General features: G+C 67.0%; 12 protein-coding genes. 4 read left to right on the forward strand and 8 right to left on the reverse strand.

Going from position 1 to position 15,622, the window contains the following annotated elements; translation table 11 throughout:
• Positions 1-264: 264 nt before the first annotated feature.
• Positions 265-2,739 carry a GGDEF and EAL domain-containing protein gene (locus JMF82_RS17180; protein WP_201315774.1) on the reverse strand — a complete coding sequence of 825 codons (2,475 nt, stop codon included), beginning with the start codon at positions 2,737-2,739 and terminating at the stop codon, positions 265-267.
• 129 nt (positions 2,740-2,868) lie between these two features.
• Positions 2,869-3,996, reverse strand: coding sequence for a hypothetical protein (locus JMF82_RS17185; RefSeq protein WP_201315775.1), 1,128 nt, complete (start codon positions 3,994-3,996; stop codon positions 2,869-2,871).
• Between the two features lie 148 nt (positions 3,997-4,144).
• Here JMF82_RS17185 and JMF82_RS17190 point away from each other — a divergent pair, with 148 nt between their 5' ends.
• Both JMF82_RS17190 and JMF82_RS17195 read left to right on the forward strand, forming a co-directional pair.
• On the forward strand, positions 4,145-5,428 hold the full coding sequence (locus JMF82_RS17190; RefSeq protein WP_201315776.1) for an acetyl-CoA C-acetyltransferase: 1,284 nt from the start codon (positions 4,145-4,147) through the stop codon (positions 5,426-5,428).
• Between the two features lie 25 nt (positions 5,429-5,453).
• The gene (locus tag JMF82_RS17195; protein WP_201315777.1) at positions 5,454-5,960 is read left to right on the forward strand and encodes a TonB family protein; all 507 of its coding nucleotides are present in this window, start codon (positions 5,454-5,456) and stop codon (positions 5,958-5,960) included.
• Positions 5,961-7,213: 1,253 nt separating this feature from the next.
• Here the strand turns inward: JMF82_RS17195 and JMF82_RS17200 are convergent.
• From JMF82_RS17200 to JMF82_RS17220, 5 genes are all read right to left on the reverse strand, one after another.
• Positions 7,214-9,079, reverse strand: a complete 1,866-nt coding sequence (locus tag JMF82_RS17200) for a phosphatidylserine/phosphatidylglycerophosphate/cardiolipin synthase family protein (RefSeq protein ID WP_201315778.1) — start codon at positions 9,077-9,079, stop codon at positions 7,214-7,216.
• A gap of 22 nt (positions 9,080-9,101) precedes the next feature.
• A complete protein-coding gene (locus JMF82_RS17205; protein WP_201315779.1) occupies positions 9,102-9,665 on the reverse strand; it encodes a YceI family protein in 564 nt (187 codons plus the stop codon).
• A complete protein-coding gene (locus JMF82_RS17210; protein WP_201315780.1) occupies positions 9,665-10,138 on the reverse strand; it encodes a histidine phosphatase family protein in 474 nt (157 codons plus the stop codon). Before JMF82_RS17210 ends, JMF82_RS17205 begins: the two co-directional genes overlap by 1 nt.
• Positions 10,139-10,182: 44 nt before the next feature.
• On the reverse strand, positions 10,183-10,815 hold the full coding sequence (locus JMF82_RS17215) for a ParA family protein (RefSeq protein WP_201315781.1): 633 nt from the start codon (positions 10,813-10,815) through the stop codon (positions 10,183-10,185).
• 97 nt (positions 10,816-10,912) lie between these two features.
• Positions 10,913-11,947: a hypothetical protein gene (locus JMF82_RS17220; protein ID WP_201315782.1), complete on the reverse strand. Its 1,035-nt coding sequence runs from the start codon at positions 11,945-11,947 to the stop codon at positions 10,913-10,915.
• A 165-nt stretch (positions 11,948-12,112) separates the two neighbouring features.
• On the opposite strand from JMF82_RS17220, the gene JMF82_RS17225 reads away from it, so the two are divergent.
• Positions 12,113-12,313, forward strand: coding sequence for a hypothetical protein (locus JMF82_RS17225; protein WP_038622858.1), 201 nt, complete (start codon positions 12,113-12,115; stop codon positions 12,311-12,313).
• 151 nt (positions 12,314-12,464) lie between these two features.
• On the opposite strand, the gene speE is transcribed toward JMF82_RS17225, so the two are convergent.
• On the reverse strand, positions 12,465-13,319 hold the full coding sequence (gene speE, locus JMF82_RS17230; RefSeq protein ID WP_201315783.1) for a polyamine aminopropyltransferase: 855 nt from the start codon (positions 13,317-13,319) through the stop codon (positions 12,465-12,467).
• A gap of 277 nt (positions 13,320-13,596) precedes the next feature.
• Between speE and speA the strand changes: the two genes are divergently transcribed.
• Positions 13,597-15,486 carry a biosynthetic arginine decarboxylase gene (gene speA, locus JMF82_RS17235; protein ID WP_201315784.1) on the forward strand — a complete coding sequence of 630 codons (1,890 nt, stop codon included), beginning with the start codon at positions 13,597-13,599 and terminating at the stop codon, positions 15,484-15,486.
• Positions 15,487-15,622 lie beyond the last annotated feature (136 nt).

The following is a 15,622-nucleotide window of genomic DNA, read 5'->3' on the forward strand; positions in this document are numbered from 1 at the left end:
ATCCGACGCTTCTATCTCTCGTACTGCTATGAGCCTTGGCTCTCAAGGCCATTTTCTTTGGGTTACTTTTCTTTTGGGCCAGCAAAAGAAAAGTGACTCGGCGGTCCCACGGGACTAGCTTCGCGTCGCCGGCAGGACGTCGAAACGCCCGCTGCGTAAGCGGCACGCTGGCGGTAGCGGAGCTACCGAAGGCAACACCCCGCTCTCACAAGAACCACAACCATGCAGCCCATCGCGAAAGGCCATCGCGCACAGGGTGCGCTCCTACAAGGGAGTTTCCGCGACGAGCTGGCGTTCGAACTCGTCGGGTGCCATGGCAGGTCCGAACAAAAAACCCTGCAGCAATGAACAGCCCGCCTCCCGCAAGTGTTCCGCCTGGGTCGCCGTTTCCACGCCCTCGGCCACCACGACCATATCCAGCCCGTGCGCCATGGTGATGATGGCGTCGGTGATGGCGGCGTTGTCCGCATCGGATGCGATGTCGCGCACGAAGGTGCGGTCGATCTTCAGCGCATCGATGGGAAAATACTTCAAGTAAGAAAGGCTGCAATAGCCGGTGCCGAAGTCGTCCAGCGCCATGCTCACGCCCAGCTCCTTGATGCGTTGCATGAGCGCGCGGCTCTGGTCGCCGGCCGACATCACCATGCGTTCGGTCAGTTCCAGCTCGATGAGTGACGGCGGCAGCTCCGCTTCGGCGAGCGCGGCCTGCAGTGCGGCGTGGAATCCCGGATGCTGGAACTGCGGCGCGGAAACATTCACCGCCACCACGATGGAGCGGCCCGCGCGATACCATTCGCCCGTCTGCCGGCATGCCTCGCGCAGCACCCATTCGCCGATGGGCACGATCAGCCCCGACTCCTCGGCGACGGGAATGAATTCGTCGGGGATGTAGATCTCCCGCCCTTCGACCTGCCAGCGCAACAGCGCCTCCGCGCCCACGATCGCGCCGGTTTGCGCATCCACCTTCGGCTGGTAGTGCAACTTGAGATCGCCGCGGCGCAGCGCCTTGCGCAACTCCTGCTCGATGCGCAGCCGGGCGGCGGGGCGCTCGCTCATCGATGGCGTGAAGAAGCGGTAGCCGTTGCGGCCGTGTACCTTTACTTCGTAGGCGGCGATGTCCGCATTGCGCAGCATCGTCTCGGCATCCGGCGCATCGTCGGGATACACGCTGATGCCCACGCTGAAACCGATGCTGAACTCGCCCATGCGACTGGCCGGCGATGCCTGCCACGTACGCATCAGCTTCTCACAGAGCTGGCTGGCGCCCGTGCGGCCATCCACATGCGACAGCAGCACCACGAATTCGTCGCCACCCACGCGGCTCACCGTGTCCTCGCTGCGCAGGTGCTCGCGCAGGTGGGTGGCGAATACACGCAGCAGTTCGTCGCCGGAGGCATGGCCCAGCGTGTCGTTGATCTGTTTGAAGTGGTCCAGGTCGATGTGCAGCAGCGCCGCCTGGTCATGGCGGCGGACGGTGGCGGCCAGTACCTGTTCCAGCCGTGACTGCAGGAGGCTGCGGTTGGGCAGGCCGGTCAGCGTGTCGTGCTGCGCCAGGTGCGCCATCTTCAGCGCGAGCGCGCGGGTTTCGCTGACGTCGTGGAACACCAGCACGCCACCGATCACGCTGCCGGCGTGATCGTGGATGGATGCGGCCGAATCCTCGATGGGCGTCTCGAAGCCGTTGCGGTGGAGCAGCACCGCGTTGCCCTTCAGCTCGACGATGGCATCACGCGCGATGGCGTCCAGCAATGGGTTGTGCAGCGGCTCGCGCGTGCGGCTGTCGATCAGGCGAAACACCTCGCTCATCGGCTTGCCGACCGCTTCGGCATGGCTCCAGCCGGTCATCGCCTCGGCAATGGGGTTGAGCGAGGTGATGCGGTGTGCCAGGTCGGTGGTGATCACCGCGTCGCCGATGGAGCGCAGCGTCACTTCGGCCAGTTCGCGCTCGCGGAACAGGGCCTCTTCGTAGGCCTTGCGCTGGCTGATGTCCATGATCTGCGCCACCGCCTGGAACGGCTCGCCCTCGGCCCGCCGCACCACGGAGACGCTCAGCAGCACGTGGACGGGATGACCGTCGCGGTGGACGTAGCGTTTTTCCAGCTGGTACGTCTCGCGGTCGCCCTCGCGCAGGGAGCGCGAAAGCTCGCGCGAGGTGGCGACGTCGTCGGGATGGGTCAGGTCGATCAGGGCCATCGACAACAGCTCCTGCTCGTCATAGCCCAGCATCTGGCACAGCGCATGGTTGACCCGCAGCATGAAGCCGCCGGGCGTGACCAGCGCCATGCCGATGGGCGCGTGCTGGAACGCGCCGTCCATGCGCTGCTCGCTCTCGCGCAGGCGGGTTTCCAGCTCGTGCCGTTCGGTGATGTCGATGAACACGGTGAACACGCCGCGCACCCGGCCATCGTCGTCGAAGTCGGGCTGGAAATTGCCGTGCACGTAGTTGCGCCCCGGGCCGGCGAACAACTCGCCTTCGTACACCGCGGGCTGGCCGGCGAGCGCCTGATCGAGGCAGGCGCCGAGCTTTTGCATGCTCCGCGCGTCGATCACCTCGTCGACGCGGCGGCCCACCATGTGCGCGGGGTCGAGGCCGATCCAGGCCTTGTGCGTGGCGTTGACGAAGCGGAAGCGGCGTTGGGCGTCGATATAGGTGATCAGCGCCGGCGCGCCGCGCAGCACGTGGTCAGCCCATTGGGCTTCGCCGCCGGCCGGGACGAACGTGCGATCGGTTGGTTGCACTGAATGTCGTCCGCCGGCGCTCCCCTGCGCCCATCGCCGCATCATGCGCCAAGTGGCGACCGAAGTGCAGATGGCGCGCGCCGCCTTTGCGACGAGCGGCGGCCGCCAGGATGACGAGCGGCGGGGAGGTCAGTGCAGCGGTTCGGAAGGTGCGCTCAGGTGGCCTTGGCCGTCGAGCAGGATGCGTCCCAGCGCGTGCAGGTCCGGGGCGATGTCGTACTGGTCGGCCAGTGCCGCCACCAGCGGTCCCAGCGCCTTCGGATGCAGCGGATAACCATGCGCGAGTACACGGGCGTGGCCACCTTCGCCACGCTGCGCCACGGTCACGGCGATCACGCCCAGGCCCGGCGCCTCATGCGCGTGCAGCGAGGGCGCGCCGTAGCGCTCGTCCACCGTACCCACCGATTCCAGCAGATAGCCCGCCGTGGGTGCCGAACCATGCAGCACCAGTGGCAGGCGATGCGCATCGAGCAGGGCGGCGTACTGGCGTAGCTCGAACACGATGCCGGCCAGGTCGTGGGCGCGCTGCGCGGCATCGTCGCCTTGTGCGGCCAGCCACTCGCCGGGCGACTGCACTTCCACGGCGCCTTCGTGATAACGCAAGCTGAGGCCGCGCGCGCTCATCGTGGCCTCGTCGCGGTAGGGCGTGAGCAGGGCAGCTTCCAGCAGCGTCCACAACGGCGCGAGGTTGACGTGCTCGTACTGCACGCAGGTCAGTGCGAGCAGGTCGTTGCGGCTGAGGTAGCGCGCGTGCTCCAGGCGCACGCCCAGCGTACGCATCAGCCAGTCGGAGGTGCGCTCGCCGGCTTCGCCGCGGCCCACCAGTTCCACTTCGAGTTTGTCGGACAGGCTCTCGGCCAGCGCTTCGGGGGCGAGCAGGGAGATCGGCAACAGGCGCATCGGGCCGTCCGCGAAGGCGGCTTCGGGCTCCAGCGGCTGGGCCGGCATGCGGCCCTCATGGGTGCCGAAGGCCACCACGTTCTCCAGATGGCCGCGCGGCACGCGGCGCGCCAGTTCGTCCAGCGTGCCCCACACCGGGAAACCGGGACGCAGCAGTTCCACCGCGTCGAACAGCCCGCCGGCCAGGGCGAGGCGCGCCTCGTCCACCTGCGGCACCAGCGCATGCAGGTCGGCGGCCACCAGGGCGGCGAGTTCCGCGGCCTCGTCGCGGGTGAGCGTGCGGTGCGACGGTGTGTCTCCGGGCGACAACTCCAGGGCCAGGAGCACGGGCAGGGCGACGAGTGCTTGAGCTTCCACGGATGACAAACCCGAACAGCGAAAGAACCGAATTCTAGCATTCGGGACTTTTGGGCTTCCGTGGCGCGGCAGGGCGGGTTAGCCTTAGGGGCCTATTTGTGTACACAAACAGGCTCCTCAACTCGGCTTGTCTGGACTCGTCCCCACCATGGAAAACACGCTCAAGCGCGTCGGTGTGATCGGCGGCGTACGCATTCCGTTCTGCCGCAACAACACCGCCTACGCCGATGTCGGCAATTTCGGCATGTCGGTGAAGGTGCTCGGGTCGCTGGTGGAGCGTTACGGCCTGCACGGCCAGGAATTGGGCGAAGTGGCCATGGGTGCGGTGATCAAGCACTCGTCCGAATGGAACCTGGCCCGCGAAGCGGTGCTGTCCTCGGGGCTCGCGCCCACCACGCCGGCCATTACCACGGCGCGCGCCTGCGGCACCTCGCTGGACAACGCCATCATCATCGCCAACAAGATCGCCGCCGGGCAGATCGAGGCGGGCATCGCCGGCGGCTCGGACACCACCAGCGACGTGCCGATCGTGCTCAGCGAACGCCTGCGCAAGCGCCTGCTCGCCGTCAATCGCGGCAAGACCTGGCAGGACAAGCTGCGCGCCGCGACCCAGGGTTTCTCCTTCCGCGAATTCAAGCCTGCGTTCCCCGGCGTGGCCGAGCCGCGCACCGGCATGTCGATGGGCGACCACTGCGAGAAGATGGCCAAGGAATGGCACATCGGCCGCCAGGGCCAGGACCAGCTCGCGCTGGACAGCCACCACAAGCTGGCCGCCGCGTACGAGGCGGGTTTCTTCGAGGATCTGGTGGTGCCGTTCCGTGGTTTGAAACGCGACGGCTTCCTGCGCCCCGATTCCACCATGGAGAAGCTGGCCTCATTGAAGCCGGCATTCGACAGGAGCTCGGGCCACGGCACGCTTACCGCGGGCAACTCCACCGGCCTGTCCGATGGCGCGGCGGCGGTGCTGCTCGGCACCGAGGAATGGGCGGCCAAACGCGGACTCAAGGTGCAGGCGTGGTTCCGCGATGCCGAAGTGGCCGCGGTGGATTTCGTGCACGGCGAAGGCCTGCTGATGGCGCCGACGGTGGCCGTGCCGCGCATGCTGGCGCGCCATGGCCTTACGCTGCAGGATTTCGATTTCTACGAAATCCATGAAGCCTTCGCCGCGCAGGTGCTGTGCACGCTGCGTGCGTGGGAAAGCGCGGACTACTGCAAGAACCGCCTGGGTCTCGACCAGCCGTTGGGCTCGATCGATCCGGCCAAGCTCAACGTGCATGGTTCCAGCCTCGCCGTGGGTCATCCGTTCGCGGCCACCGGCGCGCGCATCGTCGCCACGCTGGCGAAGCTGCTGGACCAGAAGGGCTCGGGCCGCGGCTTGATCTCCATCTGCACCGCTGGCGGCATGGGCGTCACCGCCATCCTCGAGCGCTGAACGCGGCGGCTCGCCGTCATCGCCGATGTTCCGTTTGCGCACGACCACCAGCCTGAGCGTATTGGCCCTGCTGGTGGGCGTCGCGGGCACCGCGTGGTTGAGCACGCTGACCGGCGACTGGAAAGGCCCGGCGCCCGCCACGGTTTCGCACGTGGACAAGGTGCGTACGGTGCTGCGCCGTCATGCCCGACCCGCGCGCGCGCAGCCCGCGCCTTTGCGTGAACCCATCACCACGACCGCAGCCATGCCTCGTGCCGAGGCAGCCCCGGCCTTGCCCTCGCTGACGCCGATCGAGATGCCCTCTCTGCCGGGCTCGCTGTTCGGACACGCAGCGTTGGGGCAGGGGCGCGTGGTGTTGCGGCTGGCGGTGGATGGCGATGGCCGTGCCCAGTCGGCGTCGGTGGCGCAATCCAGTGGCGATGCCGCGCTGGATGACCGCGCGGTGCGCATGGCGTTGGGTTGGCGGTTTGCGGTGCCGGCGGATCATCCGGCGGGGCTTACAGGCCAGCTGGTGATGCGTTTCGACGAGTAGTCCCACCAAGGGCTGCCCTCCTCTGTAGGAGCGCACCCTATGCGCGACAGCCTTTCGCGCGGGTCTGCACGTTCGCTTTTTCAACAATGTCTTTTCGTGCGATTGCCATGTTTCGGCGACCGGGCTCGCCTGCGGCGGACTTCCGGGCCGCTGCCGCGGCCCGGGTCACTTTCTCTTCGCGTGGCGTTCGTTCCCTTGTAGGAGCGCACCCAGTGCGCGACCGCCTTTCGCGCCGGTCTGCATGTTCGTCTTTCGATGGACAAAGATTGTCGATGTTTCGGTTGCATTCTTCCTTATCGCGACCGGGCTCGCCTGCCGCGGGCTTCCGCCCTCCTGCCGGAGGCCGGGTCACTTTTCTTTGCTTGCTCAAAGAAAAGTAACCAAAAGAAAGAGCCCCCCGCGTGGCGCTGGCCGGGCCTGCGGCCCAGCCAGTCCGTGAGGGGCGGCCGGGCTTTTCGACCGGGCTCCTGCCCGGACGAAAAGTGCCCGACGTCCCTGTCGGGCACCCCTGCGGGGCCTGCTCGTCCACCCCTCACCGCCCCACAGGGGTTGGTTGAAGGCTCGTGCCGCTGCGCGGCACATCGCGTCGCGACACCGGTGGCTGCGGTTCGTTGTGGGAGCGCACCCTGTGCGCGACCGTGGACTGACAGGGTTGCCTCGATTTGCGATCGTCGCGACGACGCAAGGCCAAGGTGCGTTGCAACGTGGCTGTCGCGCACTGGGTGCGCTCCTACAGAGGTAGGAAGGAGCTTCGCGAGCACCCACCCCTCACCCCAGCCCTCTCCTCGCTCCTCAACGGCGCGGCCATCCATGGCCGCTCCCCGCGTGCCCCGGAGGGGAGAGGGAGAAAAAACGGCGGTGCGGTGCGAATAGATCCCCTCAGGGCTCAACAACGTTGCCTTGAGTCCTCTCCGCTACGGCGCGTGGCGGTGTAGCGGCTACGTTCGAGGTAGTAACGAGCACGGCCCGACTGGCGTCGGTCGTCCGACGCTCCTATCCCGCATATCGCTATGAGCCCTGGCTCTGAAGGCCATTTTCTTTGGGTTACTTTTCTTTTGGGCCAGCAAAAGAAAAGTGACTCGAGCGCCGGCAGGGGATCGAAACGCCCGCCGCGTAGGCGGCATGCTCGCGGTAGCGGGGCTACCGAAGGCATAGCCCGCTTTCACAAGAGCAATAGACGTGCAGACCACCGCGAAAGGCTGTCGCGCACTGGGTGCGCTCCTACAAAAAATGGCGGTGTCGCGCCGACACCATCAGAGAATCCCCTTCACCCCCGAGCCGAACGCCGTGATCAGCCGCGTGTAGATCAGCTTCGACGAGATCGCCACGTCCGGAAAATCACCCACCGGCGTGTAGCAGCTGAAGAAGGCCGGATCGCTCGGCCGCATCGGCGTGCAGCCGGCCTTGAGGTCGTAGCTGGTGGCGTAGCGGTAGGGCCACAGGTCGAACACCGGCAGGCTGGCGGATACATCGCCGATGGCCATGCTCAGGCTGTTTTGTTGGCGCGGCGCGATCACCCAGGCGTTTTCCGGTTGTGTATCGCGCAGGATGCTCTCGCGCAGTTCGCCGGCGAAACGCGCGTCGTACACGATCACGCCGGCCTCGGTGTTGTAGTGGTCCGATCGTGGATCGAAATTGTGCGAGCCCACCATGGCGAAGTCGTCGTCCACCACGATCGACTTGGCATGCAGGCCGAAACGGCGGCCCGGCGTGGTCAGCGGCGCGGGGCGGTTGCGCCGCGCACCGCCGTGGCTGCCCAGCAGGCCACGCTCGGTGCCGATGCGCCGGCGCGCCTGCGTGCCGTCGTGCGTCGCGATCGATGGCCCCTCGTCGGCGGCGGCTTCGGCATTGTCGTCGGCGGGGCCGGCCGCGTGCGGCTTCATCTCGTAGATCTCGAAGCCGTACTCCTTGAGGTAGTGCTTGCGGTGCTTGTACGAGATCGCATACACGGCGAACGCATCGGTGGACGCCAGCGAATTGGTCGAGACGATGATGCGTGGCGGCGATGCGCCTTGCCGCAGGCCGGCAAAGATCGCCTGCGCGCGTTCGCTCAGCACGAGGTACGGCGTCTGCAGCACGACTTCGTGTTGGGCGGCGCCGATCATGCGCATCACGTGCGCGGTGAATTCCTGCGCGCTGCGCTTGTCCGGCTGGGTGGTCTTGGCGGGCAGGTCGCTGAAGTAGTCCACGCGGCCGGTGCGCAGCGCCTGGCTCACCAATGCCTCACTGAGCCAGTCGGGGTCTTCGGCCTCGTCCAGCACGCGGGCCACGCGCTGTGGATGCGTGTAGTGCGGTTGCGGCCAGCTCCCGGGACGCGCGGCGGCGAGGATGTCGTGGTTGACGTCGCGCAGGTGCGTCAGCGGCGTCGCGCGCTTGTGGTTCCAGAACGTGTCGAAGCTGGTCGCCATGGCACGCGCGGCCGGCCCGCCGACCATCACGTCGCGGTCCACATAGTCGAAGTCGTCGTCCCAGTCGAAATAGCGGTCCTGGTAATTGCGGCCCCCGGTGATGCCGATCATGTCGTCCACCAGCAGCAGCTTGTTGTGCATGCGCTGGTTGAAGTGGTGGAAGCAGCACACGATGCTCGCGCCGAATTCCACCGCCGAGGTCTGCGCTTCGTGGAAGGTGGGGTTGTACAGGCGCACTTGGAGGTTGGCGTGCGCGTCGGCAAGGCGCTTCAGCAGCGCGGCGTCGTTGAAGGAGAACAGCTGGTCCGCGAGGATGCGCACCTTCACGCCGCGCTTGGCGGCCTTGAACAGCTCGTCCAGCACCAGCTGGCCGGCGTCGTCCTGGTCCCAGATGTAGGTCTGCACGTCGATGCTGCGCTGCGCGCCACGGATCAGGTTGAGCCGCGCGACCATCGCCGCTTCGCTGTCGTTGAGCAGGGTGACCACGTGCACGGGTTGCGCATCGGTCGAATCGGCCATGGCCTCGCGCGCGGCGTCAAGCAATGGCGAATCGATGGCGCAATGATCGGCGCGGTCGCAGTCCAGCTCGTGCTGCGTGTCGGCGGCGACCACGGCATCCGCGCGGCGCACGTGCGACGGCGACACAGCGCATCCCGGCAGGACCAGGATCGCAGCGAGCAGGGAGGCAAGGGCGATCCAGCGCGGGTGCATGCCGGAATGATACGGGCAGCGGTCAGCGGCTGATGTAATCGAGGCTGATCGACATGCCCAGTTCCACCTTGTCCGACAACGCGGTGCGGTGTCCGGTCATTCCGAAATCGCTGCGCTGGATCGCGCCGCGCACCGCGATCACGCACTGCTCGGGTTCGTGCAACGGGCAAGGCGAAGGCAGCAGCTCGAAATGGGCCGGCCGCGCGATGCCCCGCAGGGTCAGCGTGCCGTCGAGGTCGCCACCCTTTTCCAGCGTCGCCAGGGTGATCGGCTCGGACACGAAATGGATGGTGGGGTAGTGCTCCACGTCGAAGAACTCCGGCGCCAGCACCCAGCGGCGGATGCGTTCCGATCCCATCTGGATGCTGTCCACCGTGATGCGTGCGTTGACGACCGCCGTGTCGTGCTGGGAGTTCAAGGTCACGTCGCCGTCGATCTGCTGGAAGCGCCCGCTGATCTGGCTCAGCCAGAACAGGCGCACGCCGAAATCGGCGTACGAGCGCGAGGGGTCGATGCGGTAATCAGCGGCGTGGGCCGGCAGGATGGCCAGCAGGAGCAAGGCCAGCCCGCCGATAAGGCGCCGCATCAGGGAGACCAGAAGGCGTCCAGGCGGGCGTTGCCCGGTTCCAGCGCACCGTTGAGGTGCAGCACCGCCAGGCCCGCCGGCGGCATGCCGCGGAATTCGTCCGAGCGGCCCTCGACCAGCAGGGCCACCAGCCGTTCGATACCCGGGTTGTGGCCCACCAGGACGACCGTACCGGCGTCGGCATGCTGGTCCAGCAGCGCCAGCAGCTCGCCCGGCGTCGCCTCGTAGATGTCCTCGGCAAGCTGCGGTTCCGGCGCATGTTTCATCGAAGCGAGCGCCAGCGATGCCGTGGCGCGCGTACGCTCGGACGGGGAGCACAGCACGCGGTCGGGCTTGACGCCGTGCGAGGCCAGCCACTTGCCCGCGGCCTTGGCCTCCTGCTCGCCACGCCCGCTCAGGCGCCGAACCCGGTCGTCGCCCCCCGGGGAGGCCGGCTGTGCTTCGGCATGTCGCAACAGGATGAGTTCGTGCATGGGCAGGGCTCCAAGATCGTGCCGCGCGGGCGCGGTCGCGCGGTTCAGTGCTGGCGTTTGATCCAGCGGAGGAGGTGTTTCCAGTCCTCCTGGTGGCTTCGGACGTTTTCCGAAGCGTAGTCAAAGATACCCTTGCCGAGTGCGGTGAGCAGCACATACGCCTGACTGTCTCTCAACTGCGCCACAAGTGGGAACGGCGCCTGTTCCGCCAATTGCGTCATCGCGTCCTGGCTTGCGTTGGTCCAGGGCTTCAGGCGGTTGCCCACCAGGCCCACGGGCAGCTTGCCACGCTTGATGCGACTGATCTGTTTCAGGTGGTCGAGGAAGTCGAACGTTGCGTCCAGGTCGAAGGTTGACGGCAACACCGGCACCAGCAGCACATCGGCCTTTTCCAGGAACGGCTCGAGGTCGCGCTCATGCGACCCGGCGGGCGTATCGATCAGCACCCGCTGGGTGTCGGGCGGAAGTTTTTCCAGGGATTTGCGGTTGCCTTCCAGGGCGAGCACGCCGGGGACGTTGTCCGGTCGCCGCGTGGCCCAGCGAAAGCCCGACTGCTGCCGGTCGGCGTCGACGATGGCCGTGTGCTTGCCGTCCTGCGCCCAATGCGAAGCCAGCTGGGTGACCAGCGTGCTCTTGCCGCAACCGCCTTTGCTGCTTGCTACCAGAACCGTCAGCATGATGCCGCCCCTGTCTCCAAGCCGGGTCCAAGCCTACACGATGGTTAGGGCGGTTAGGGCAACAGGCGTTCAGTGTCGCCCTGGGCAAGCGTGGCGGTCACGCCTGCGGCTTGGCGGGTTCCCAGTCGGCGGGCGCTTCGACATTGACGTTGTAGTCGTGCAGCGCGGTGAGCATCAGGCTCATCTCCGTGCCGCCGCTGCGGGCCAGCGACAACAGGTGTTGCGCCAGCGCGGTATCGCCCTGCGCGCGGGACGACAGCTGGGCGAAGCTCTGCACCTGCCACACGAGGTTGCGGCGCGCACGGCGGGCGTCGTCCTGCTGGGACGGGTCGTCGGACAGCACCTCGCGCAGATGCAGCCCCAGCGAGCGGCCCAGCGGGCTCGACCCCCATTCCAGCAGCTTGGCCAGCTTGAGGCAGTCGGCCTTCATGGCCTCGTTGTCCTTGTTGGCCTCGCACAGCCGCGAGGTGGCCTGCAGGCCCGGCTGCGGCTGCGTTTCGGCCAAACCGAACACCATCATCACCTGCACGCCCGCCGCGCCGGTGGGCGACAACGGGTTGATCACCGCCGGTGGCGGCGGCAGCAGCGTGACGGTGGTGGCCAGCGCTTTCAGGCTGATGCCGGTGTAGTCGTCGTACACCTTCGCGGCGGCGGCCTTGCCCAGGTCTTCGCGGGCGGCGTCCAGCTTGTCGTTCTTTACGTCCTGGCCGAGCTTCAGCAGCCACACCGCCGCGTTGTCCGGCGCCTGCGCGACCAGCTTGCCGAGCGCGTCAGGGTTGGGGCAGGCGTCGGCCTTGGTATCGCAGTCGCTCAGTCGCACCCAGTTGATCTCAGGGCCGGCACCCGGTGCGGCCGTGGCGCGCTCGATCAGCGCGTGGAAGCTGTTGAAGTCCGGCAGGTCGGCCAGCGGGCGGGCCAGCAGGGCGCCACCGAGCAGCGGCACAGGCAGGGCCTGGGGCGCGATCACGCTGACCAGATCCTTCTGGAACGCCAGCAAGGCCTGGCGGCGCGCGGCGATCTGCTGGTCATTGGCGGTGGCCGACTTGGGTTTGGCCGGGGCCGTGGCGGCAAGCGCCGGACCGGCCAGCGAGGCCAAAGCGAGTCCCCATACGAGCAGGCGCCGTCCAAGCATCGATGTCATCCGTCCAAAACGAAGCGGCCAGCATACCGGTCAAGCATTAAGCTCGCCTGATCCGCGGGACGGTGCGGCCGGGATAACGGTCCCAGGCTTGCTAGCATGGCCGCTTCGCGACGCCCCGGGATGGTCCGCCCCATCCCGCGCAACAGGAGACACGCAGTGAACGACATTTCCTTCTTGGCCGACGGTCGGGCGGCCCCCTGGTTCGTGGGCTGGGGCACCCTGGCCCTGATCAACGCCGGACTGGCCCAGGGCAAGAACCGCAGCGGCCTGGTGTGGTTCCTGCTTTCGCTGCTGTTCGGGCCGATCGCCACGCTGGTGCTGGTGCTGCTGCCCAAGACGCGACAGACGCTGTTCTGAGCGTTTACCGCTCACGTAGGAGCGCACCCAGTGCGCGAAAAGCCTGCGAAGCAACGACGCCGGCATCCCCATCCCCGGGAATCCGGCGTCGAATGCAACCGTAGCCTGCGGCCGCGCACCGGGTGCGCTCCCGCAGTACGCGGATCCGGGCTTATTCGCCCAGCGCCTCGCGCATGAATTCCGGCTGCGCCAGCGCACCCTTGTGCACGTCGGCGTTGTAGTAACGGGTCGGGAAGTTCTTGCTGATGGCGCCACGCTCGCGGAAACCGGCCAGGTCGCCGCCCTTGCGGGCCATGGTGCAACTCCACCAGCCGGTCGGGTAGCACGGCTGCGGGAACGGCAGGGTCTTCACCGCGCTGAAGCCGGCCGTGCGCATGGCCGAACGCATGGACTTGATCAGCTCCAGGTGCGCGATCGGCGATTCGGACTGCTGCACCAGGATGCCGCCATGGCGCAGGGCCTTGAAGCAGCTGGCGTAGAAGGCAGCGTTGAACAGGCCCTCGGCGGGGCCGACCGGGTCGGTCGAGTCGACGATGACCAGGTCCAGCGACTCGGGCTCGGCCTCGGCCATGTACTTGATGCCGTCGATGAACAGCAGCTCGGCGCGCGGGTCGTTGTTGGACTCGCACAGTTCCGGAAAGTACTGCTCGGCCAGGCGCGTCACGCGCTCGTCGATCTCCACCTGGGCGGCGTGCTCCACTTCCTCGTGCTTGAGCACTTCACGCAGCGTGCCGCAGTCGCCGCCGCCGATGATCACCACGCGCTTGGCGCGCGCATGGGTGAACAGGGCCGGGTGGGTCATCATCTCGTGATAGAGGAAATTGTCGCGGCTGGTCAGCATCACGCAGCCGTCGATCACCATCAGGTTGCCCCAGTCGGTGGTCTGGTAGATCTCGATGGTCTGGAACGGCGTTTTCTCGGCGTGCAGCAGCTTCTCCACGCGGTAGCCGATGGAGGAGCCGGAGGCCTGGTGGGCTTCGGTGAACCAGCTGGGGTGCTGCGACATGGGGACGTTCCTGACGATCGATGGATTCAAAGAGCGGGAATTGTAGCCGAACCGGCGCCATCTTCCCGTTTTCGTTGGGGAACGCCGCCGGCACATTGTCACAAGACGCCGTTACAATAGCCGTCCGGACCGCCGCGCCTCGCCGCCCCAGGTCCGTCAGGTCAGTCCGGCCCCGCGGCGTGCGAGGCTTCCGGCCGGCTGACTTTGATTTCGTCAAGGCTCGCCGCTGCGACGACATGCATAGGGTGTTTCACGCCCGCCATTGAAGGAACCCTCCATGTCGAAGCACTGGAACATCGACGCGGCCCGCCATACCTACGCCGTCCCGCACTGGGGCGACGGCTACGTCGACGTGAATGCGGCCGGCCACATCGTGATGCGCCCGCATGGCGCGAAAGGCCCGGCGCTGTCGCTGCCGGCCATCGTGGACCGCGCCCGCGCCGAAGGCCTGCGCCTGCCGCTGCTCGTTCGTTTCCCGGACATCCTCGCCGATCGCCTCACGCGCCTGCAGGGCGCCTTCGCCAAGGCCATCGGCGAGTGGAACTACACGGGCGGCTATACGGCCGTCTATCCGATCAAGGTGAACCAGCAGCGCGGCGTGGCCGGCGAGCTGGTGGCCGCGGGCGAGCATGGCTTCGGCCTCGAAGCCGGTTCCAAGCCGGAGCTCATGGCCGTGCTCGCCATGGCGCGCCCCGGCAGCATCGTCATCTGCAACGGCTACAAGGACCGCGAATACATCCGCCTCGCGCTGATCGGCCGCAAGCTCGGCCTGCGCGTGCACATCGTGATCGAGAAGCTGTCCGAGCTCGACCACGTGTTTACCGAAGCGAAGGCGCTCGACGTCGAGCCGCTGCTCGGCGTGCGCGTGCGCCTGGCCTCGATCGGTGCCGGCAAGTGGCAGAACACCGGCGGCGACAAGGGCAAGTTCGGCCTCTCGCCCAGCCAGGTGCTCACCCTGGTGGAGCGCCTGGAACAGGCGGGCCTCAAGCACACGCTGAAGCTGCAGCACTTCCACATGGGCTCGCAGATTTCCAACGTGCGCGACATCGCCAACGGCATGCGCGAAGCCACGCGCTACTTCGTGGAGCTCAAGCGCATGGGCGTGCCGCTGGACATCGTCGACGTCGGCGGCGGCCTGGGCGTGGACTACGAAGGCTCGCGCTCGCGCAGCCACAACTCGATCAACTATTCGATCGAACAGTACGCCTCGACCATCGTGCAGTCGCTGGCCGAAGCGGTGGCGGAAGAAAACCTGCCCGCGCCGCACATCATCACCGAAGCCGGTCGCGCGATGACCGCGCACCACGCCGTCATGGTGGTCAACGTGACCGAAGTGGAGCCCGTGCCCGCCGGCAACATTCCGCCTGCGCACGAGCATGAGCCCGCCGTGCTGCGTCGCCTGCGCGAAACCTGGGCCGAACTCGACCAGCGCCCGGCGCTGGAGCTGTTCCACGAGGCCCAGCACCACGCGGCCGAGGGCCAGGCGCTGTATGCGCTGGGCCAGCTCAACCTGCAGGACCGCGCGCGCCTGGACGACATGTACTACGCCATCGCCAACGCCGTGCGCACGCGCCTGCTGCCGGCGGAGCGTTCGCATCGCCAGGCCCTGGACGAGCTGGACGAAAAGCTGGTGGACAAGTACTTCGTCAACTTCTCGGTGTTCGAGTCGGTGCCGGACATCTGGGCGATCGACCAGATCTTCCCGATCGCACCGATCGCGCGCCTCGACGAGGAACCGACCCGCCGCGGCGTGATCGTCGACCTCACCTGTGACTCCGACGGCCGCATCGACGACTACGTCGATGCCGAAGGCGTCGACGTCAGCCTGCCGCTGCATGCATTGAAGGACGACGAGAGCTATCGCCTCGGCATCTTCATGGTCGGCGCCTACCAGGAAACGCTGGGCGACATCCACAACCTGTTCGGCGACACCGACGCGGTGAACGTACGCGTGGACGGCGATTCGTATGTTTTCGCGCACAAGCGCCGCGGTGACACCACCGACCTGATGCTCGACTACGTCGGCTACGACCTGGAAGCCCTGCGCCGCAGCTACCGCGACCGCATCGCGGCGGCGGGCGTGGAGGGCGAAGCGGCGGAGCAGTTGTTCCTCACGTTGAACGAAGGGCTGACGGGCTATACCTACCTGTCCGAGGGCGTGCGCTGAGGCGATAAGACGTAACGCGCGGCTCGTTGCCCGTCATTCCGGCGCAGGCCGGAATCCAGTGGCGGTATCACACGGTTTTCGCGGAAAAATCCGATGAACCACTCGCGAAAACCGACCGCGCTGGCTACTGGATTCC

This window comes from Dyella sp. EPa41, from assembly GCF_016586165.1.
Taxonomy (GTDB): Bacteria; Pseudomonadota; Gammaproteobacteria; order Xanthomonadales; family Rhodanobacteraceae; genus Dyella.

Excerpts from the sequence above, each read along its gene's own strand:
- JMF82_RS17190 (WP_201315776.1), top strand. The coding sequence starts at position 4,145 with ATGGAAAACACGCTCAAGCGCGTCGGTGTGATCGGCGGCGTACGCATT.
- JMF82_RS17210 (WP_201315780.1), bottom strand. The coding sequence starts at position 10,138 with ATGCACGAACTCATCCTGTTGCGACATGCCGAAGCACAGCCGGCCTCC.
- JMF82_RS17220 (WP_201315782.1), bottom strand. The coding sequence starts at position 11,947 with ATGCTTGGACGGCGCCTGCTCGTATGGGGACTCGCTTTGGCCTCGCTG.
- JMF82_RS17205 (WP_201315779.1), bottom strand. The coding sequence starts at position 9,665 with ATGCGGCGCCTTATCGGCGGGCTGGCCTTGCTCCTGCTGGCCATCCTG.
- speA (WP_201315784.1), top strand. The coding sequence starts at position 13,597 with ATGTCGAAGCACTGGAACATCGACGCGGCCCGCCATACCTACGCCGTC.
- JMF82_RS17215 (WP_201315781.1), bottom strand. The coding sequence starts at position 10,815 with ATGCTGACGGTTCTGGTAGCAAGCAGCAAAGGCGGTTGCGGCAAGAGC.
- JMF82_RS17200 (WP_201315778.1), bottom strand. The coding sequence starts at position 9,079 with ATGCACCCGCGCTGGATCGCCCTTGCCTCCCTGCTCGCTGCGATCCTG.
- JMF82_RS17195 (WP_201315777.1), top strand. The coding sequence starts at position 5,454 with ATGTTCCGTTTGCGCACGACCACCAGCCTGAGCGTATTGGCCCTGCTG.
- speE (WP_201315783.1), bottom strand. The coding sequence starts at position 13,319 with ATGTCGCAGCACCCCAGCTGGTTCACCGAAGCCCACCAGGCCTCCGGC.